This window comes from Nostoc sp. PCC 7524 (genome assembly GCF_000316645.1).
Lineage (GTDB): Bacteria > Cyanobacteriota > Cyanobacteriia > Cyanobacteriales > Nostocaceae > Trichormus.
This window is the reverse complement of record NC_019684.1, coordinates 4,207,324-4,227,437: the sequence shown is the minus strand read 5'-3', so window position 1 is coordinate 4,227,437 and position 20,114 is coordinate 4,207,324. Positions and strand designations below refer to the sequence as shown.

18 protein-coding genes are annotated in these 20,114 nt (G+C 43.2%); 13 read left to right on the top strand and 5 right to left on the bottom strand.

The window, feature by feature from the left end; all coding sequences use genetic code 11:
- Positions 1-50 precede the first annotated feature (50 nt).
- Positions 51-629: a thioredoxin family protein gene (locus tag NOS7524_RS16790; RefSeq protein WP_015139686.1), complete on the bottom strand. Its 579-nt coding sequence runs from the start codon at positions 627-629 to the stop codon at positions 51-53.
- Between the two features lie 220 nt (positions 630-849).
- Between NOS7524_RS16790 and NOS7524_RS16785 the strand changes: the two genes are divergently transcribed.
- The gene (locus NOS7524_RS16785; protein ID WP_015139685.1) at positions 850-1,044 is read left to right on the top strand and encodes a heavy-metal-associated domain-containing protein; all 195 of its coding nucleotides are present in this window, start codon (positions 850-852) and stop codon (positions 1,042-1,044) included.
- 318 nt (positions 1,045-1,362) lie between these two features.
- Positions 1,363-2,448 carry an aromatic ring-hydroxylating dioxygenase subunit alpha gene (locus tag NOS7524_RS16780; RefSeq protein WP_015139684.1) on the top strand — a complete coding sequence of 362 codons (1,086 nt, stop codon included), beginning with the start codon at positions 1,363-1,365 and terminating at the stop codon, positions 2,446-2,448.
- A gap of 289 nt (positions 2,449-2,737) precedes the next feature.
- Here NOS7524_RS16780 and NOS7524_RS16775 read toward each other — a convergent pair whose 3' ends face one another.
- Entirely contained in the window at positions 2,738-3,613 is an 876-nt protein-coding gene (locus NOS7524_RS16775; protein ID WP_015139683.1) for a metallophosphoesterase, read from the bottom strand.
- A 214-nt stretch (positions 3,614-3,827) separates the two neighbouring features.
- On the opposite strand from NOS7524_RS16775, the gene der reads away from it, so the two are divergent.
- The 8 genes from der (at position 3,828) to NOS7524_RS16735 (ending at position 14,005) form a co-directional block, all read left to right on the top strand.
- Positions 3,828-5,189, top strand: a complete 1,362-nt coding sequence (gene der, locus NOS7524_RS16770; protein WP_015139682.1) for a ribosome biogenesis GTPase Der — start codon at positions 3,828-3,830, stop codon at positions 5,187-5,189.
- Positions 5,190-5,264: 75 nt separating this feature from the next.
- Positions 5,265-6,188, top strand: coding sequence for an energy-coupling factor transporter transmembrane component T family protein (locus tag NOS7524_RS16765; RefSeq protein WP_015139681.1), 924 nt, complete (start codon positions 5,265-5,267; stop codon positions 6,186-6,188).
- 146 nt (positions 6,189-6,334) lie between these two features.
- Positions 6,335-7,771: an anthranilate synthase component I gene (locus tag NOS7524_RS16760; protein ID WP_015139680.1), complete on the top strand. Its 1,437-nt coding sequence runs from the start codon at positions 6,335-6,337 to the stop codon at positions 7,769-7,771.
- Between the two features lie 602 nt (positions 7,772-8,373).
- Positions 8,374-8,652 (top strand): transcriptional coactivator PipX, encoded by a 279-nt coding sequence (gene pipX / locus NOS7524_RS16755; RefSeq protein ID WP_015139678.1) that lies wholly within the window; start codon positions 8,374-8,376, stop codon positions 8,650-8,652.
- Entirely contained in the window at positions 8,649-9,317 is a 669-nt protein-coding gene (locus NOS7524_RS16750; protein WP_015139677.1) for a YggS family pyridoxal phosphate-dependent enzyme, read from the top strand. The genes pipX and NOS7524_RS16750 overlap by 4 nt, the downstream gene beginning before the upstream one ends.
- A 373-nt stretch (positions 9,318-9,690) precedes the next feature.
- On the top strand, positions 9,691-10,284 hold the full coding sequence (locus NOS7524_RS16745) for a cell division protein SepF (protein WP_015139676.1): 594 nt from the start codon (positions 9,691-9,693) through the stop codon (positions 10,282-10,284).
- Between the two features lie 91 nt (positions 10,285-10,375).
- On the top strand, positions 10,376-11,188 hold the full coding sequence (gene proC, locus NOS7524_RS16740; RefSeq protein ID WP_015139675.1) for a pyrroline-5-carboxylate reductase: 813 nt from the start codon (positions 10,376-10,378) through the stop codon (positions 11,186-11,188).
- Positions 11,189-11,323: 135 nt separating this feature from the next.
- Complete coding sequence (locus tag NOS7524_RS16735; RefSeq protein WP_015139674.1) at positions 11,324-14,005, top strand: DEAD/DEAH box helicase; 2,682 nt, start codon at positions 11,324-11,326, stop codon at positions 14,003-14,005.
- Positions 14,006-14,205: 200 nt separating this feature from the next.
- On the opposite strand, the gene NOS7524_RS16730 is transcribed toward NOS7524_RS16735, so the two are convergent.
- The 3 genes from NOS7524_RS16730 to NOS7524_RS16720 all read right to left on the bottom strand — a co-directional run bounded on the left by NOS7524_RS16730 (position 14,206) and on the right by NOS7524_RS16720 (position 16,160).
- Positions 14,206-14,637 (bottom strand): NUDIX hydrolase, encoded by a 432-nt coding sequence (locus tag NOS7524_RS16730; protein WP_015139673.1) that lies wholly within the window; start codon positions 14,635-14,637, stop codon positions 14,206-14,208.
- Between the two features lie 8 nt (positions 14,638-14,645).
- The gene (locus tag NOS7524_RS16725) at positions 14,646-15,098 is read right to left on the bottom strand and encodes a DUF3531 family protein (protein WP_015139672.1); all 453 of its coding nucleotides are present in this window, start codon (positions 15,096-15,098) and stop codon (positions 14,646-14,648) included.
- Between the two features lie 117 nt (positions 15,099-15,215).
- The gene (locus tag NOS7524_RS16720) at positions 15,216-16,160 is read right to left on the bottom strand and encodes a Sll0314/Alr1548 family TPR repeat-containing protein (RefSeq protein WP_015139671.1); all 945 of its coding nucleotides are present in this window, start codon (positions 16,158-16,160) and stop codon (positions 15,216-15,218) included.
- 280 nt (positions 16,161-16,440) lie between these two features.
- Between NOS7524_RS16720 and NOS7524_RS16715 the strand changes: the two genes are divergently transcribed.
- The 3 genes from NOS7524_RS16715 to plsX all read left to right on the top strand — a co-directional run bounded on the left by NOS7524_RS16715 (position 16,441) and on the right by plsX (position 20,110).
- Positions 16,441-17,115: an ABC transporter ATP-binding protein gene (locus NOS7524_RS16715; protein WP_015139670.1), complete on the top strand. Its 675-nt coding sequence runs from the start codon at positions 16,441-16,443 to the stop codon at positions 17,113-17,115.
- 150 nt (positions 17,116-17,265) lie between these two features.
- Positions 17,266-18,747, top strand: coding sequence for a leucyl aminopeptidase (locus tag NOS7524_RS16710; protein ID WP_015139669.1), 1,482 nt, complete (start codon positions 17,266-17,268; stop codon positions 18,745-18,747).
- 337 nt (positions 18,748-19,084) lie between these two features.
- Entirely contained in the window at positions 19,085-20,110 is a 1,026-nt protein-coding gene (gene plsX, locus NOS7524_RS16705; protein ID WP_015139668.1) for a phosphate acyltransferase PlsX, read from the top strand.
- The last annotated feature ends 4 nt before the right edge of the window (positions 20,111-20,114 follow it).

Below are 20,114 nucleotides of genomic sequence, written 5' to 3'. Positions count from 1 at the left end.
GTTAGCAAATGCGGGGTGGGGTTCCGAGAATATTGTTAATTGGAAGTCCCTTAATTGACTACCTGACTACCGTGACTGCGCGGATCATCTTGGCTAGCGGTAGGCGCTACTGGTGTAGAAAATTGAGAAACTTTACCACTAGCTTGGGCATAAGGTAAAGCGGAACCATTCACTAAAGCCTCTAAATTACTCGCCATAACTGTATAGGGTTGATCACCTATGGTTTGAGCAACACTTTCTCCTTCTTTATTTAAAAATACAAAGTGGGGAATACCATCTACTCTGTATTTCAGCATCTCTGGCAACCACTTGGTATTATCTACGTTCAGCATGACAAAATTCACTTTGTCAGTATACTGCTGTTCTAATTTAGAAATATCTGGAGCCATTTTTTGACAGACAGTACACCAATTAGCATAAAACTCTACTATAGAGGGTTTACCGTTGGTAGTAGCTACTTCTAAGGGTGTAGATGCTTCATCTAAACTCGCAAGAGAAACAGAAGTTTTCTCAGTCCGCAATCCCAAGAATAAGGCAACGCTGAGAGCGATCGCTACTATAACAATCAAAAAATTTCTCAATCTAGTCCCAGTAGTAGTTTCCGGCTTGACAGGTGAATTTGTAGTCATAACGTTTTATTAAAAGTTATTAAGTAATCTCTTTTTTAGTGTAACTGAGGAGGGGAGGGAGGAAGCACTGACTAAGAGGTTGTTTGAAAAACCAATGCTTTGGTACTCGGTAACTCTAGTTTTTCCATCAAATATTCAGTTTATGTTGCCATTTGAGCTTTAGTGTGAACTATTTCCTAGCTATGATGAAAGCGCAGACTGCTTGAATTTCCGTAAATCTATGACAATCAACCTTACAGTTCCCAACATGGCTTGTTCTGTTTGTGCCAGCAAGATTACTAATGCAGTAAAAACAGTTGATGCTGAGGCGATTATCCAGGCTGATCCTCAAACTAAGCTAGTCGTTGTGGAATCACAAGCATCAGAAACAACTATTAAGGATGCTTTAGCTGCTGCTGGATATCCAGCCGCGTAATTTTCTCTACAGAAAATTATTCCATCTTCCATAACCCCGATGTCTTCCATCAATCGGGGTTGTTTTAAATAGAAAGAGTTGCATTTTACTTAAATTTGGAAATGAAGTGATTATTCAATATTAATTGAATCAGTAAAATCACATAATATTTTTAATTAAACTTAGCAGCACATCCTTTGTTAAAAGAATAAGTAATCTATACATAACATCATTATTCAGGCTTGAAATATTGGCTGATGGTACTCAAAATCACTGTTTTGTAAATATCTTCATGTTATTTGTAGGGCAACCGCTTCACTTATCAGTGAAACCTTAAAAATGGATGCCAATTTTCAACCTGTCAAATCAAATCGTAAACCTAAAAACTTCAATAATCCAGAGCGGTTTATTGAAGGATGGTATTGGGTAATGCCTGCTCATAATTTACTTATAGGTGAAGTAAAATCTCTAACAATTTTGGGTAGGAAATTAGTAATTTACCGTAGTGAAGATAGACAACCGGTGATTGTAGATGCTTACTGTCCACATATGGGTGCGGATCTATCAGAAGGCATAGTAGAAGGTAATGAACTGCGTTGTGGTTTTCATCACTGGAAGTTTAACGATCAGGGAATATGTGTAGAAATTCCCTGTTTAGAAGAACCCCTACCCTTAAAATTAAAAACCTGGCCTACAGCCGAAAAATACGGCATAATTTGGGTTTGGACTGGTGAAAGTCCCAGACAACCCATACCCTTTGTACCAGAATTAGAGTTTCATGAGTGTGAAAGTGTCCTTGGCTCAAGGTTTGTGATGAAGTGTCACCCTCATGTAATCATGATCAATGCTATTGACATTCAACACTTTTATGCTGTTCATAAGCTGCCATTAGATATTCTTTTTGAAAAACAGGAAATCAATCAAAATGCAATTATTTTTACTAAGCAGAGACGTAACCATAAAGATGCTTGGTTATTTAAATTGCTGCGTCCTTTATATAAAAATAATTTTTACAGTATTTCTTATTGGTATGGTAGTACCTTTACCGTAAGCGTGGGTCCAGATTTATTACATCTACATATCATGCTGACATTGCGGATGATTGATGCTGGAAACTCGGAAATTCAAACTATTTTCTTAACTAAGAAACGTAAAGGATTGAACGGTTGGTTATTAAATCGCTTAGTGCTGTGGCTGACTAATGTTTTTATTCAGCATTTTATCAAGGATGATATAAAAATTTTACAGACGATTAATTTTGATTTAAAGACTCCAATCAAAGCAGATGTATCGATTATGCAGTTAATCAATCATGTAGAAAAGCAAAAACCTTTACGTTGGAAGAATTGGTTATTAGCGCGATCGCCGGAAGCAGAGATGAAAGAAAATCAGGAAAAATGGCGCGATTCTATGACTAATGACTAAATAAAGGTGAAAAGTAAAAAGTTAAACAGCATGACTTTTTACTTTTTGTGAGCAACCAATTGCACCCATAAAAAGAAGTGGCAAAGCCACTTCACATTTCCCAGGTAGAACCTAGAAATGAGTATAACGACTAGAGAGAATTAAAATCGTATAAATTGACACCAATTTATTGAGAGAATGTTTAAATGCAAAGAGACATCAAGGTAAACGCATCCCGCCCGTGAAACCGCAGGGTAAGTAAGCGGTTAGTTAGATGTTAAAACACAGTAGCCTCATATAGAGGCTTGATTTACCGTGTCTGAAGGTTAGGGTTTGAGGTAACTAAGTTCAAGACGGTAATTTCAGGACGTGAAAATAAACGCAGATGTAAGCCCGTCATTCCTAAACCTCGGTTGGTGTACAACAGCATTTTCTCTATCAGATACTCTCCTGAATAATACTTTTCACCCCAAGGTGGTAAAACTAAAGGTTTCAAAATCGGTAGTCGGACTTGTCCGCCGTGGGAATGTCCAGACAGTTGCAGATCAAATCTTTGTGTCGCGGCGCTGATATTGGCAAAGTCTGGTTCATGGGCTAGTAAAATGGCTGCTCCCTGTTGGGGTAACTGCTGCAACACTAAATCTAAGCGGGCTTTACCCATACCCACATCATCAACACCAGCGATAGTTAAAATGGCATTGTCCCGTTGTAGTGTGTATACAGTATTATTCAGGTCAAATACGCCGCTTTGTTTGAGTATTTTGATAATGGCTTGGGTATCATTTTCGTGGTCATGATTACCCAATATAGCAACAGTGCGATCGCGCGGTGTCAGCTGTTCCAAAGCTAGCTTGAGTGAAGGGATAAGTTGGGGTGAGTTCCGAGTTACCAAGTCCCCGGTAATCGCTACTAAGTCCGGTTTTTGTTCGTTGACTAAGCGAACAATATGCTGCAACCGCCGCGTAGTCATCCATTCATCTCGATGAATATCGCTGATTTGGACAATCCGATAGCCATTAAATTCTGATGCCAGATGGGGTAGAGTCAGTTGTAAAGAATTGATCTCAATCCAATTTGGTTCAATGAACTTGGCGTATATTAGGATACAGAATATTAATAAACATAACCAGCGAAAGTATTGCAGAACTAATTCACTGGACTCAAGCAGCCACTTACGATTTTTCAAGCTGTAATCTCCTGTGAGGTAACTGCCAGTTCTGTTGCTATGCTATTTTTTAAAGTTGGACGGTAAATCATCTGGGAGAGAGAAGATTTATTGAGCATTGGTTCTCAGATTTTTCTTCCCCTGTTACCTGTCACCTGTCCCCTGTCCCCTATCCCTGTCACCTATAATGAGAGATGTGATATAGTATCCTTTCTCTCTCAATTACCCTTGGTTTATGGGACTGCCAATTGTTGCAATTATCGGTCGCCCCAATGTGGGCAAATCCACCCTGGTTAATCGACTCGCCGGGGAACAAACGGCGATTGTCCACGATGAACCGGGTGTAACGCGCGATCGCACTTATATGCCTGCCTACTGGGGCGATCGCGAGTTTTTAGTGGTAGACACAGGTGGTTTAGTATTTAACGATGACACGGAATTTCTGCCCCTGATTCGTCAACAGGCTCTAGCAGCCCTGACAGAAGCTAGTGCCGCTATCTTCGTTGTTAATGGTCAAACTGGCCCTAACTCGGCAGATGAAGAAATAGCCGAATGGTTACGCCAACAACCAGTTCCCGTGTTACTGGCAGTGAATAAATGTGAATCCCCAGAACAGGGACTAATTCAAGCTGCCGAATTTTGGGAACTAGGGTTAGGAGAACCATACCCTATATCTGCGATTCATGGCAACGGTACAGGGGAGTTATTAGACGAACTCATTACACATATCCCAGCCGTCACGGAAGTACCAGAAAGCAATGAAATCAAAATTGCGATCGTCGGACGGCCAAATGTTGGTAAATCCAGCCTATTGAATGCCTTTGTGGGTGAAGAAAGAGTAATTGTCAGCCCAATTTCTGGCACAACCCGCGATGCAATTGATACTTTTCTGGAACGGGATGGGCAAGCTTACCGCCTCATTGACACCGCCGGCATTCGCAAAAAGAAAAATGTGGAATATGGCCCCGAATTCTTTAGCATTAATCGAGCTTTCAAAGCAATTCGGCGCGCCGATGTGGTTTTACTAGTTTTAGATGCTTTGGATGGTGTCACCGAGCAAGATCAAAAATTAGCAGGACGAATTATTGAAGAAGGACGAGCTTGTATTATCGTCGTCAATAAGTGGGATGCAGTCGAAAAAGACTCCTATACTATCTACGATTACGAAAAAAATCTGGAAGCCAGACTACATTTTACGGAATGGGCAGATACCATCTTTGTCAGCGCCTTAACGGGACAACGGGTAGAAAAGATTTTAGAGTTAGTCAATCAAGCGGCGGTGGAACACAAACGCCGTGTCAGTACATCAGTAATTAACGAAGTCTTAGAAGATGCGGTGAAATGGCATTCTCCCCCAACTTCACGGGGTGGCAAACAAGGCAGAATTTATTACGGTACACAAGTCACCACCCAACCGCCAACCATTGCCCTATTTGTCAACGAAGCTAAACGCTTTAACGACAACTATCGCCGTTACATTGAAAGACAATTCCGCCAACAGCTAGGTTTTAAAGGGACTCCTATTCGTCTGTTGTGGCGCAGCAAAAAAGTTCGGGATATGGAAATTGGTAGTGCCAACCGAGCAACTCGTGTTTAATATAGGCTAGTAGTCAGTAGTCAGTAGTTAGTGAGCTATAACTATTGACTGTTGACTGTTGACTATTGACTAAACATGGATTTATTGCGATCGCTACCTCTGGGGCTTTATCTAGAACAACCGCAAACTTGGCTACACAAACTCGATCCCCGCGTCAAATTTATTTGGCTGATGAGTTTTCTGACAAGCTACAGTTTTGCTAATAATCAATGGCGTGTATTACTGGTAGCACTATTAATTATTTTTACTTTAATTGCGAGAATTCCCCGAAGAGTGTGGCAGCAACAGATGGGCTGGTTATTAACACTAGGATTTCTCGTGTTTGCGATCGCAGCTATCAGCCCCGATGGCTTGGGTGTAAATTATCAGCCGCGCCTACCTGTTAACTCCCAAGTTCTCCAGCCAGGCGATACTAATAATTCCCCAGCCGTTCCAGAAGCTGTAAAAAGTAGTAAAAACTATAGCTATGTTCTATTTCACCAAGGCCCTGTGAAAGTAACTCGCCGTTCTCTAGATTTAGCAACGCGCTTGAGTACGATTTTATTTACTGTCATCTACAGCACCAACTTATATTTACTCACAACAGCACCGGAAGAAATCACGGCTGGTATAGAAAGTTTAATGCAACCTCTGCGGCGATTTAAAATACCCGTCACCGAAATTACTTTGACTTTAACTTTATCCCTACGCTTTATTCCCCTAGTTTTAGAAGAAGTACAGAATTTAGTGCGTTCTGTAATGACAAGGGCAATCAATTGGAAAAAATTAGGTTTAAAAGGTGCTTTTAAAGTCTGGATGATTGTAGCAGAGAGATTATTAGAAAATTTACTTTTACGCGCCGAACAAATGGCGAGTGCCATGATGGTACGTGGTTTTACCAGCCCTAACGAACACCGAGTTCCTTGGCATGATCTGCGTTTAAAATCATGGGATTGGCTAGCGATCGCTACTTTAACCTTATTTTGGGGAGTCCGACTAGCTCTAGGAAATCAAGTTTGAACTTAACGGCGAGAGTTTTGTACTAAAAATTTTGAATTTTGTAGGCGCAAGCCTTCTCTACGAGACGCTACGCGTTGGCGTTAGCCTCTCGTAGAGATGTCGTAGACTATTTTGAATTTTGAATTCCCCAAAGGGGTTGACTTTTTATGTGGTATTGGCGATCGCTTCCCTTAGAAAATCGTACTGGTTCAGAAATTTTCTCTGCTCTATTTCACCCCAAAACTACACCCGGAATCGCTACCCTTTTAGAAAGTCCCTACCCCACACCAACCAACCAACCCCAACTCAGCCGCTATTCCATCTGTGCAGGCGCACCCAGGATAGTCAATGGAGTCCCCCAGATGTGGACACCAAAACTGGGGGGAGTTTTGCCTTTTTTAGATAACTTATTGCAAAGTAGGGGACAAAGTAGCAATTCTCCCCCATCTCCCCCCACTCCCCCATCTCCCCCATCTCCCCCATCTCCCCCACCTCCCCACCTCCCCTTTACCGGCGGTTGGCTAGGCTGGCTAGGCTATGATGTCGCCTGGGAAATTGAACAGCTACCCCAGAAAAAAATTGATCCCTTGCCGTTTCCTGTAGCTTTTTGGTATGAACCAGATGCTTTTGCCGTGTTGGATCATAAAAAACAAATTCTGTGGTTAGCTGCCAGCGATATCTCTGATTTGGATGAGTTAGAACTGCGGTTAGCAAACAGAGATACAGAAAATTCACCCCAGTACATAACCCCAGCCGCCTATCATCCTGTTACACCGGAATTTTTTACCTCTCAGGCAGATTACGAAACAGCCGTTAACAGCGCCAAAAAATATATTCAGGCAGGAGACATCTTTCAAGCAAACCTATCTTTGCGCTTTGCGGCTACAACCTCAGCTGATGGCTGGGCAATTTACCAAGCTTTACATAAAATCAATCCTTCCCCCTTCGCTAGCTATTGGCAAACCCCTTGGGGAGAAGTTATTAGCTGTTCACCAGAACGGTTAGTCATGCTGCAAAATAGACAAGCCGAAACTAGGCCCATCGCCGGCACGCGATCGCGTGGCATAACTCCAGAACAAGATCAGCAACTAGCTCAAGAACTCCTCAGCAACACCAAAGAACGAGCCGAACACATCATGCTAGTAGATTTGGAACGTAATGATTTAGGGCGAGTTTGTGAATGGGGTTCGGTTATAGTTGATGAATTATTGACCATAGAGAGATATAGTCATGTAATGCACCTAGTGAGCAACGTTAAAGGAAACTTGAGAAGCGATCGCACCCCCATTGACTTAATTCGTGCCTTATTCCCCGGTGGTACGATTACAGGCTGTCCTAAAGTCCGGTGTATGGAAATTATCGAAGAACTAGAACCCATGCGCCGCAGTTTATTCTATGGCTCCTGTGGCTATTTAGATTGGCGAGGCAATCTAGACTTAAATATCTTCATCCGCACCCTACTACTAACCACCCACTCAGAACTCAAAACCGTCTGGGGACAAGTAGGCGCTGGCATAGTCGCCGACAGCGATCCGGAAAAAGAATGGTACGAATCCCTGCACAAAGCCCAAGCGCAGCTAGCCGCATTGAAAATAGTCAAGTAGGAGATGAGGAAGCAGGGGAGTAGGGGAGTAGAGGAGCAGGGGAGAATAACTATTGCCTATTGCCTATTGCCTATTGCCTAATAACTATTTTCCCAAACTGTAACAATACAGACTGTTATCACCAACAGTTATTAGGAAAATTCCCCTGTTGGCTATTTTGCTCTATCAAGCGATAATTATGGCAGCATAGAGAGAAGTTAGAGTAAACAGCAGTATGAGAGTCCGCTTCTGCCCTAAGCAACTTCACAGGGCGCATCCCATGATCATTAGTGACAAATTCCCAAAAGCGGGTGATGACTTTTCTGTGCCGCCTACTCAGTCACTAGGCGATCGCTTTGCTAGTATGATCGCCTAACTACTCGATAATTAGGTTAAGAAAAAATTAGGTTCTTGCCATTGTTGAGCCTCTCTGCTTCGCTACTGCTAGCTTCATCTACCCCATGCGAACTAAAATCAGGTCTTTATTAGCCACATTAAAGGGTAAAATCTGCTGATTCTCAAATGAATTTGCACAAATATTCCGGCGAAAGAGAGACATTATCGTCCTGAATGTTTGTATTTGACTGCAAATAAATATATTATTCTCCTAACTTGATGAATTGATGAATCCAGAAATCGTAGAAACCTACATAAATCACCCAACTTGGGGCTTGCTATATCGGATCTGCATGGTTGATGAAGCCCAGGATTTGTTCACTACACTTTATGCTCAACGCTTGTTTTTTTTAGTAGTGAACGACATTAAAGGCGTTAAGTTCCAGCCCATAGGACGTACTGAAGCGAGAATGTTGTTGGAAAATCGCTTGCGGACTTTGCGTCGCAATGGTCAGTTACAGGAGTACGATCAGCTTCAGAGTGTTTTCCAACGCACCTTCCAATGATTAGTTCGATTAGCGAACGTATTACTACAATTCGTGCATCAATTCCTCCTTCAGTACGGTTAATTGCTGTAACTAAGCAAGTACCGTCTGAAGTTATTCGCGCTGCTTATGCAGCCGGTATCCGTGACTTTGGCGAAAATCGTATCCAAGAAGCTGCTACTAAACAAGCCGAGTTACACGACTTATCGGATATTACTTGGCACTTTATTGGCCATTTGCAAAGTAACAAAGCAAAAAAAGCTTTGGAACTATTTGACTGGATTCACTCCCTAGATAACTTGAAATTGGCACAGCGTCTAGATGAATTGGCGCAACAGCTAGGAGTTAGCCCCCAAGTTTGCCTGCAAGTGAAAATTCTTCCAGATCCCAGTAAGTCAGGTTGGAGTGTACCAGAACTACTAACCGACTTACCTGCACTCAATGAGTGTAAAAATTTACAAATTCAGGGTTTAATGACAATTCCGCCACTCGGCTTAAAAGATGCGGAAATATCTCATGTATTTAATAGCACTCAAGAATTAGCGAAAGAAATAGCTGCTAAAAATTGGACTCGCATCAAAATGCGAGAGTTGTCTATGGGGATGTCAGGGGACTACCAATTGGCAGTAGAAGCTGGGGCAACGATGGTAAGATTAGGGACTATTTTGTTTGGCAACCGCAGTTAAGGGAATAGGCAATAGGCACCATAAAGAAGCAGGGGATCAGATCAGAATTTACCCCAATACCCAATGCCCCACTCAGGCATACTGGTGCAATAACATACAAAAAATTTGGTATTAAGAAAAGTAAAAACTTAGAAATGAGCGGTAAAATTAACTTCCGTTCGGATATCTGTTGAGATATAATCTTGACTCAATTATTGTATCTAGGTTAATGTACAGGCGTTCCCAGTAGAGCCAGTTCATTGCCAATAACAGTAGTAGATGCTACAAATAGCGATAAAATTAATTGGCCAGTTTGCCCTTTGTAGCGTTCCCATTGGCTACATCAACCAAGTACCGAATATATAAAGGCAATTTGCAGAAGGAGTGCAGCTAAATGAACAACATATTTTCTAAACTGCGAGACTTTGTAGGTCTCAACGAGCAAGTAGAGTATGAATACTACGAAGAAGAGGCAGATACAGATAACTACCAAAACCTGTATCAACAAGAAAATCCCCAACCAGCCCCGGCAGAAGCTGCTCCAGCCAATCGACGTTGGCGTGAACCCATGAGTACAATTGGTGATGAAGTAGCAACAGGAACAAAATCCACGATGGGGAATGTGATTGGTATGCCAGGAGCAATTAACGGGATTTCGGAAGTATTAGTGCTTGAACCTCGTACATTTGAAGAAATGCCCCAGGCAATTCAAGCATTACGTGAGCGTAAGTCTGTAGTGTTGAACTTGACAATCATGGACCCTGATCAAGCTCAACGGGCAGTTGATTTTGTTGCAGGTGGAACTTACGCCCTCGATGGACATCAAGAGCGCATCGGAGAAAGTATCTTTTTGTTTACGCCTAGTTGCGTGCAAGTTAGCACCCAAGGTGGAGTTATTCATGAAGTACCCCAACCCCCAGCACGTCCATCTCGCCCTGCCAGTCCTACTCCCAATTGGGGCAGTGAACCTAACCGGATGGCACAATAGAATTAAATTAGTCAATAGTCCATAGTCAAGAGTCCAAAGATCAAAATCTCGACTATTGACTATTGACTATTGAGCAATGACTATATAATTCATGACTAAAAAATTTGGTTTAATTGGTGGTGGGGTAATGGGAGAATCGCTGTTATCCCGCCTTATTGTGCGTGGAATTTATCACCCATCAGAAGTTATAGTCAGCGAACCCCAAATAACACGCCAAGCTTTTTTACAGGAAAAATATGATGTGACTGTCACCACAGATAACAGTCTGGTGTTTAGTCAAGCCCAAGAAGTTTTGTTTTTGGCAGTGAAACCACAGGTATTTACTGCGATCGCCCAAGAATTAGCAGATACTGTATTAAGACAACACTCACCCCTAGTCATTTCCATTTTGGCGGGAGTGTCTTTGAGTCAGCTAGAAGCAGCATTTCCTCAATTACCAGTCATTCGAGCCATGCCTAACACCCCCGCCACCGTCGGGGCAGGGATGACAGCTATGTGCCTTGGTGCATATACCAACCCTAAGCACCAACAGCTAGCACAGCAAATATTTTCAGCCGTAGGGCAAGTTGTAGAAGTTGCTGAATCCTTGATGGATGCAGTTACCGGTTTATCTGGCAGTGGCCCGGCTTACGTAGCAGTGTTAGTAGAAGCCCTCGCCGATGGAGGAGTTGCCGCCGGATTACCTAGAGCCATAGCCAATCAACTGGCATTACAAACCGTGTTGGGGACAACCCAATTATTGCAAGAGAGCAAAATGCACCCAGCCGAACTAAAAGACCGCGTTACCAGCCCTGGCGGCACTACAATAGCAGGTCTAGCCAAATTAGAACAGGCTGGATTTCGCTCCGCCTTAATTGAAGCAGTCAAAGCAGCTGCATTGCGATCGCAAGAGTTGGGGAAGTGAGGAGTTGGGAGTGGTGTAAGAGTTATCAAAACCCTTTTCTTTCCTATTCCCTATTCCTGATTCCCTATTCCCACTAACGAAGTTGACAAAAGACTCGTTAATATAGTAAACAGTCCGGTTGCAAATAGTGATTGAGTGAATTATCCCGCGCCATCAAAAGAACTAGACTTAGGGTCGATATTTCCCTTTGATCTGGATCAATTTCAAAAAGATGCGATCGCGTCCCTGAACGCGGGGCGCTCTGTTGTCGTATGTGCGCCCACAGGTTCGGGCAAAACTTTAGTTGGTGAATACGCCATTTATCGCGCCCTCGCACGAGGGAAACGGGTGTTTTACACCACTCCCCTAAAGGCACTGTCCAATCAAAAATTACGTGACTTCCGCGAAAAATTTGGGTTTGATTTGGTGGGCTTGTTAACGGGGGATGCCTCCATTAACAGAGATGCACCAATTTTGGTGATGACCACAGAGATTTTTCGCAATATGCTCTATGGTACACCCATAGGACAAGTTGGTATCTCCTTGGTAGATGTGGAAGCAGTAGTGTTGGATGAATGCCACTACATGAACGATCGCCAACGGGGTACAGTTTGGGAAGAATCGATTATCTATTGTCCCCGTGAAGTACAACTGGTAGCCCTATCAGCCACCGTTGCCAATAGTGACCAACTTACCGACTGGTTAAATCGGGTTCACGGCCCTACCGATCTGATTTACTCTGATTTTCGCCCTGTACCCTTGGAATTTCACTACTGTAATCCCAAGGGATTGTTTCCCCTACTAAACGACAGCAAAACCAAAATTAGTCCCCGTCTGGCTAATAGAGGTAAAAGAAAACAAGGGGATAGAGGTAGAAATGGCAGACCAGAAGCTCCCAGCCTCATCTATACATTGAACCACCTCCAGCAACGGGATATGCTGCCGGCGATTTACTTTATCTTCAGCCGCCGGGGATGTGATAAAGCTGTGGCAGAGGTGGGTGACTTATGGCTGGTAGATAATGATGAGTCTCAGGTACTGCGGCGACAAATCGATGACTTTTTAAGCCGCAACCCCGAAGCAGGACGTTCAGGACAAATTGCCCCTCTGTATCGGGGAATTGCTGCCCACCACGCCGGAATTTTACCTGCTTGGAAACTCTTAGTAGAAGAATTATTCCAACAAGGCTTAATTAAAGTCGTCTTTGCTACGGAAACCTTAGCAGCCGGGATTAATATGCCTGCCCGGACAACAGTAATTTCCACCCTGTCCAAACGTACCGACACCGGACACCGCCTGTTGAACGCTTCCGAATTTCTGCAAATGGCGGGTAGGGCAGGCCGGCGGGGGATGGATAAACAAGGTCATGTAGTCACGGTGCAAACTCCCTTTGAAGGAGCTAAAGAAGCGGCATATTTAGCCACATCCAAGCCAGATCCCCTAGTTAGTCAGTTTACCCCTAGCTACGGCATGGTGTTGAACTTACTCCAAACCCACACCTTAGAGGAAACGAGGGAACTGATAGAACGCAGTTTTGGGCAGTACATGGCGACATTACACTTAAGACCAGACTATGAGTTAATTGACGAACTCAAAGCCCAATTAGCCGAAATAGACGAGCAAATCGCCTCCGTTAGTGAACATGAACTGGCTATTTATGAAAAATTGCGGCAACGCCTGAAAGCAGAACGCCAGTTATTGAAAACGCTACAAGAACAAGCCCAGGAAGCTAGACAAGAACAAATTAAAATGCTCCTGGACTTTGCTGTTTGTGGCACACTTTTAAGTCTCAAGGGCAAAAATATTGCAGTATCTGTACCGATAACCGCCGTTTTAGTCGGTCAGTCGCCTACAGCTGGTCAATCTAGCTATTTGGTGTGTTTAGGTCAAGATAATCGCTGGTATGTGGCTGCTACAGAAGATGTCGTAGATTTATATGCCGAATTACCGCGCGTAGAAGTACCACAGGATATTCTACCGCCCCAAGAGTTGATTTTTAAACCTGGGCAATCGTGCCGGGGGAATGCCATCACAGATGCGATCGCGCAAAATATCCCTGAACCTGATGAATCTTTACATCTACCCCCAGAAGTAGCAGAACAATTGCATCGTGTGACGGCTGTACAAGCCCAACTTGAAGCCAATCCCCTGTATCAATCAGGTAATGTGGCCAAGATTTTCAAGCGCCGGGAACGCTACGCCGAAATTCAAGAAGAACTACAAGAGTTAGAAGCACAAGTAGAGCAACAATCGCAAAGACATTGGGAAGAATTTCTCAACCTAATTACGATTTTGCAACAATTTGATTGCTTAGATAACTTAGTACCAACACAACTAGGACAAGTCGCTGCCGCCATTCGGGGAGAGAACGAACTCTGGTTAGGTTTAGCTTTAGCTAGTGGTGAGTTGAACAACTTAGATCCCCAGCATTTAGCCGCCGTTATTGCCGCTTTAGTCACAGAAACCCCCCGTCCAGATAGTAGAGTTAACTTTAACCTTTCCCCAGAGATAGACGAAGCTTGGTCAAGGTTACAAAAAATCCGTCGGGCTGTGTTAAAGGTGCAGTATCGTCATGGCGTAGCTCTGCCCGTAGGTTTGGAGAATCGCTACATTGGCTTAATCGCCATTGTCGAACAGTGGGCTTTAGGAACAGAGTGGGTAGAACTGTGCGAAAACACCACCTTAGATGAAGGTGATGTAGTACGGATTTTACGCCGGACATTGGATTTATTATCACAAATACCCCATGTCCCCAATTTACCAGATGCCTTACAGCGTAACGCTTACCGTGCCATGCAACTTATTGATCGATTCCCTGTCAATGAGGTGGTGGAGTAATCAATTAGAATACCGAGTTGCAGTCAAAGATAGTAACTTGGGCTGGGAGTGGGGAGTAGGGAGTAGGGAGTAAGAAGATTATATTTGAGCGCAACTTCAAAATACCCTACGGATAGGCTTACACCTCCGCAGGCAAAGCTGCGCTTACAAAATTCAAAATCAAAACAGTAATCGAGCCGTAGACTAGGGAATTATAAATTTTACAAATAATTGAAAAATTCTCCTGGCACTAATCTGAGTTCACCAGATTGGAAGCGGGCAATATCTATCCACAATGCTGTATGCTGATGATGCTCAGATTCAGAAAATATTAGACTTTCTAATTGATAAAATTCAGAATCGGCAAAATCACATTGATAAAGTTGAATAATTTCATGTCCTTTGCGAGCGTTATATATAAATATATTTTCTATACAGCCTAAATAGCGAATATTAGTTAACTCTGCCTGAATCTCTTCTTGAAATTCTCGTTTTAAAGCTACTAAGCTAGTTTCACCAAAATCAACACCACCACCCAAAGCACGATAAAATGTTGATTGTTTTACAGGGTCATAGCCTTCAGAAACAAAAATTCTGTTTTCATCCCGAATGAGTCCCAAGGCTATTACCCTAATTTCATTGTATTTACTCATTTTTGTGATTAATTATCGTAAATAGAGTAAGCACGACTTTCACTATCTGCGACAGGCCAATCTTCATTTTCGCCGCCAATATACAAGCCTTCAATAGTGACGTATTCTTCACTAAGTTGAGTGAGGGCATTAATTAAAATATCTAAAGCGATCGCATCACTGGTTCCCAAATCAAACCAACAACGCGCCCACTGTCCTTCATACTCAAATTCTCCCATGTTGTGCATTAATGCCACTAGGCTTTTGTCGTAACCTTGGGAATCGTAATCCATATAGCTGATATCTAATCCGGTTTCTTGAACTTGGAGATTTTCAGCATTAAAAGCACCTAATTTTCCCAAGTAAAACCAGGAATTAAACACCTCTTCTATATACTGTTTCTCGCGTTCAGAAGGAACTGTACTGAATTTCAGCCAAATCCAAACATCAAAAGGGTTAAATTCACGAAATTGAATGTACATCTTGGTTATTAGGGAGTGGGGAGTAGGGAGTAGGGAGTAGGGAGTGGAGAGTGGGGAGTGGGGGAAAAGGCATTTCTTTAACTGCTCAATGCCCAATTCCCTATGCCTTTGTCTTGATCACCCACCTAAATTATTTAAACTATTTACTGCACTATTGCGTTCGCGTTCAATTTGTTTTACCAAATCTCTGGGGAGTTGGGATTTTTTGGTTAAGGCTGTGTCAAAATTAGCGATCGCTTCTTGAATTAGTTGCTGGCTTTTGTCTTTTGTACCCTGTTCTTTGAGAATTTGGGCTTTTAGATAATACAACTCTGGGTTGTCTGCTGCAACTTTTATGGCACGGTTAGCGTAATCTAAGGCTTGAGAATATTGTTTTAAGTCACGATAGGCGATCGCAATTCCTCGATGTGCTAAATACTCAGGTGCTGCATTGTTTTCTAGACGTTCAATTGCTTCATCTGGATTAGCAAAGGGTAGGCTAACCGCCAGCATCAAATCCATGTAACCTTTGAGCAAGTTCAATTCTGGGTCTTTAGGGGAAATTCCTTCAGCTTTATCTAGATGCTGATAGACTTGTCTTAGCCGACTTAAAGCTTTGGGTGCGCCTTTGATTGTACCTTCACGGGTGAGAATGAATGCACCTTCTAAAAAATGTCCGACAGCAGCATAGATATTACCGCGTAATTCGTCAGTAGCAATCAATTTTTGCCCAGTTGCTAGGGTTTTTTGGCTGTACTTGTCTAGTCCTGCCAAATCTCCATTAATGTATGCTAAAGATGCCTTCATCGCATAAGCTAGAGGTTCATCGGATTCGGTAGATACTGCTTGTTTGAGATAACGCTCTGCGGCTGGATAATCACCTTTGTAAAAGACGGCTTTAAAAGCGGCTTCCGTATTGTCGCCAATTTTACGAGGCTCATTAGTGCGAAAGGGATCACCAGCTAAACTTGGATTTATCGACAAATTGAGAGCGATGGCTATCGCTACTCCAAAAGTCGTCTGCGCGAGCTTAGTTAATTGAGAAAATCTCAGCATTTGAGGAGAAAAAAACTTTTTAGTCATTACCAGCCTCAGAAATATTGCGGTTAAAATTGTTTTATATGTTACTTAAAACCAGTAAATATGTAACTAAAAATTGCATCTTGTGCGGCTAAAATACTCTCTTCAACTAGACTTGAGTAATTTTTACAAGTTCCTATATTTGTTGTAGCTATTACTAATGGACAAATTGGTCAAAATAGTAAAACAAGCGGATGTTAACTGCTAAACGTTGGATTTATCTATAGGTTTACGCCTATTGCCCAATCCCCAATCACCGCCAAATTTTCGGTAATTTTAACAAATGCTCTATCTCAGAAATCTAACTTATCATCCCACAGCTTGCCCTACAGCAATTCTCAAATCCATCAACTTGGAATTACCACCCCAACAGCTAGGGTTGATAATTGGCCCTAGTGGTTCTGGTAAAAGTACCTTACTAGAGATTTTGTCTGGACTGGCTGAACCCACATCAGGAGCAGTTTTTTGGCGAGAACAAGAACTCATCTCTGAACAGCTACAACAATTAGCTGGTTTAGTATTTCAGTTTCCCGAACGGCACTTTTGCGGTGGTACGATTTTAGAAGAATTACGTTTAGGGCATCCCGAACTAGGAACTGAGCGGGTTAGACAAGCACTAGGGGAAGTAGGATTAGAGCATTTATCCCTCTCTGCTGCACCTCATGCTTTAAGTGGAGGACAGCAACGCCGTTTAGCCCTAGCAGTTCAACTGATTCGCCAACCCAATCTATTATTATTAGATGAACCGACAGCAGGTTTAGATTGGTCAATGCGTCAGCAATTAGTGAGTTTATTAGCGAAACTCAAACAAGACTGGACATTGTTAGTAGTCACACATGATGCGGGTGATATGCTGGCGATCGCAGACCGTTGTTGGACACTGAATCATGGTCAACTACAATCAGTAGAGCCTGCTGTGCTAGAGGCTAAAGTGAAAAAACCTCAAGCCGCAGTATGAATATTTGATCAATTTCTCGTATTTTTTTCCTAGCGATCGCTCTTAAACTATCAATCATAAAACTGCTTCTCAGTCCCCAACCCCCCCACTCTGAAACGAAAATTTTGAGCAATACTTGTACAAGAAGGGATATTTACACAAAATTCAAAAATGGCAATTCAACTGAGTGACAAGCCCTTGCTAGAGTGGGCTGGCGATACGTTAGCGATCGCATTATTTGAAGAAGCAGTAGAGTTAACCGGTGAACTGGCAACTTTAGATGAGCAGTTTGCTGGCATTTTAAAAGACATCATTGCAGAAGAAGAATTTACAGGCAAAGCCAACAGCACCATTTTTACTCGTGTGACTGGTGCTAGCCCCATCAAAAAAATCATTTTGGTGGGTTTAGGAAAAGCTGATCACCTCAAACCAGACACCCTTAGACGTGCGGCTGCGGCTGTAGGCAAAGTCGCCAAAAAACAAAAAACCAAAGTTTTAGGCTTTAGTTTTCCTTTGTGGAACAATGATCCAGCCGCCACTGTACAAGCACTAGCAGAAGGTGTACAACTAGCCCTATACCAAGACATTCGCTTTAAATCCGATCCAGAAGATAAAGGCTCACAAGTCGAAACTATCGAATTTCTTGGCTTTGCGGGACAAGAAGCCGCAATCACCAAAGCTAACCAAATCGTTTCCGGGGTAATCTTGGCTCGGCAATTAGTAGCAGCACCAGCCAACTCTGTGACACCGATTACGATGGCAGAAACCGCCCAACAAATTGCCCAAGATCATGGTTTGCAGATTGAAATTCTGGAACAAGCAGACTGTGAAAAATTAGGCATGGGTGCTTTTTTAGGAGTTGCTCAAGCTTCTGATTTGCCACCAAAATTTATTCACCTCACCTACAAACCAGAAGGTACACCCAAACGCAAACTAGGGATTGTCGGTAAAGGCTTAACCTTTGATTCTGGTGGACTCAACATCAAAGGCGCGGGTAGCGGTATCGAAACCATGAAAATCGATATGGGTGGGGCAGCCGCTACTTTAGGCGCAGCCAAAGCGCTCGCCCAACTCAAGCCAGATGTGGAAGTTCACTTTATCTCGGCTGTGACGGAAAACATGATTAGCGGACACGCCATGCACCCAGGTGATATCCTCACAGCATCCAACGGCAAAACCATTGAAGTGAATAATACCGATGCTGAAGGGCGTTTGACTCTAGCAGATGCCTTAGTTTTTGCCGACAAATTAGGATTAGATGCGATCGTTGATTTAGCTACCCTCACAGGCGCGTGTGTGATTGCCTTGGGTGACGACATAGCCGGATTATACTCTCCTGACGATGCTTTAGTAGCACAACTAGAACAAGCTTCAGAAAGCTCAGGTGAAAAAATTTGGCGGATGCCAATGGAAGACAGATATTTTGAAGGCTTAAAATCTAGCATTGCCGACATGAAAAACACCGGACCCCGTCCTGGTGGATCAATTACCGCCGCTTTATTCCTCAAACAGTTTGTCAAAGACACTGCGTGGGCGCACCTAGATATTGCTGGGCCAGTTTGGGCAGACAAAGACAGTGGCTATAACGGCACTGGTGCCACCGGCTTTGGTGTGAGAATGCTGGTTAATTGGGTATTGGGTACTGGGGACTAGGTATTGGGGACTGGGGACTGGGTGCTGGGTAAGAAGCAGGGGAGATGAGGGAGATGAGGAAGATGAGGAAGATGAGGGAGATGAGGGGGATGAGGGGGATGAGGGGGAAAATTCGCACTTCTTGCACCCTGCACCCTTGCCCCAATTCCTCGTATCCCAATGCTCTATGCCCCATTCCCCATTCCCCATTCCCCATTCCCAAATAATTCGTGCTATCGTTGGCTTACTGTCATCATCTGTTGCAAAAATCACAACAGTAATTCGGCAGCCAGAAAGTTAAGGTTTTTCAGTAAAGCCATCTGGTAAAATTTGTAAGGTTTCTAAGAAGCTCTAAGCAATGGGATCGACTGGCGTGCGGATAGCAATTGACGCAATGGGAGGGGATAACGCTCCCGGTGAAATCGTTACTGGCGCGGTACGAGCCAGTGAAGAATTAGGTGTGAAAGTTTTATTGGTGGGTGATCCCCAACAAATTAAAGCTGCCTTGCCCCCAAAAACTAATGTGGAAGGGGTAGAGATTGTAGCGGCTGAGGATGCGATCGCTATGGATGAAGAGCCTTTAAATGCGGTCAGACGCAAACGCAAGGCTTCTATCAATGTGGCGATGGATTTGGTAAAGCAGCAACAGGCAGACGCAGTATTCTCTGCTGGTCATTCGGGGGCAGCAATGGCATCAGCCTTACTCCGTTTGGGACGATTGCCAGGGGTTGACCGTCCAGCTATTGGTACAGTTTTTCCCACAATTAAGGCAGGTAAGCCAGTTTTAATACTGGATGTGGGCGCAAACGTAGATTGTCGTCCCAAGTTTTTAGAACAATTTGCTGTGATTGGTTCAATTTATAGCCAATATGTTCTCGGTACTGATGAACCCAAAGTAGGTTTATTGAATATTGGCGAGGAAGACACCAAAGGCAATGAACTAGCCTTGCGGACTCATGAGCTATTGCGGGAAAATCCTTACATTAGCTTTATTGGTAATGCGGAAGGGCGAGATGTACTTTCCGGTGAATTTGATGTTATAGTCTGTGATGGTTTTGTCGGCAATATTTTACTCAAATTTGCTGAAGCCATCGGTGGAGTGATCTTACAAATCTTACGGGAAGAATTACCCCAAGGATTGCACGGTCAAATTGGTACAGCTCTTTTAAAACCCAACCTCAAACGCATTAAACAGCGTATGGATCACGCCGAACATGGCGGTGCATTACTTTTAGGGGTGTCAGGAGTTTGTTTAATCGGTCATGGTAGTTCTCAAGCTCCTTCAGTTTTCAACGCCATTCGCATGGCTAAAGAAGCTGTAGATAATCAGGTAATGCAACAACTGCGATCCCAATATGAGATGCTACAGAGTGAGAGTAGTTAGCAAT